At 64.6% G+C, this 759-nt stretch carries 1 protein-coding gene; it reads right to left on the bottom strand.

Annotated features, from left to right (window positions below):
- Positions 1-39: 39 nt before the first annotated feature.
- The coding region (locus G3O06_RS48600; protein WP_205820496.1) for an electron transfer flavoprotein subunit beta/FixA family protein at positions 40-759 on the bottom strand (720 nt) is incomplete at its 5' end.

The following is a 759-nucleotide window of genomic DNA, read 5'->3' as shown; positions in this document are numbered from 1 at the left end:
TCTGCAATCACCAGAATCGTCATTTCTTTCCGCTCCCTCTTACAGCACCTTGGCTTCGGTCTTCAGCTTCTCGACCAGCGTCTTCACGTCCGGCACCTTCACGCCGGCTGCGCGCTTCGGCGGCTCGACCACCTTCAGCGTCTTCAGACGCGGCGCAACGTCCACGCCCAGGTCTTCCGGCTTCACGGTTTCCAGCGGCTTCTTCTTCGCCTTCATGATGTTCGGCAGCGTCACGTAGCGCGGCTCGTTCAGGCGCAGGTCGGTCGTGATCACGGCCGGCAGCGTCAGCGACAGCGTTTCCGCGCCGCCGTCGACTTCGCGCGCGACCGTTGCACGGCCGTCGGCCACCGTCACCTTCGACGCGAACGTCGCTTGCGGCAGGCCGGCCAGCGCAGCCAGCATCTGGCCCGTCTGGTTCGAATCGTCGTCGATCGCCTGCTTGCCGAGGATCACCAGCTGCGGCTGCTCCTTGTCGACCAGCGCCTTCAGGATCTTCGCGACGGCCAGCGGCTCGACGCCATCGGTCGACTCGACGAGGATCGCGCGATCCGCGCCGATCGCCAGCGCCGTACGCAGCGTTTCCTGCGCTTGCGCGACACCCACCGACACGGCGATCACTTCGGTCGCCACGCCCGCTTCCTTCAGGCGCACGGCTTCTTCAACCGCGATTTCGTCGAACGGGTTCATCGACATCTTCACGTTCGCGATGTCGACACCCGTGTTGTCCGACTTCACGCGGACCTTCACGTTGTAATCGAC

Source organism: Burkholderia sp. Ac-20345, from assembly GCF_017104825.1.
GTDB classification, from domain to species: Bacteria; Pseudomonadota; Gammaproteobacteria; order Burkholderiales; family Burkholderiaceae; genus Burkholderia; species Burkholderia lata_B.
Note: the sequence above shows the minus strand (reverse complement) of the source record. Positions and strands in the feature narration are given on the sequence as shown.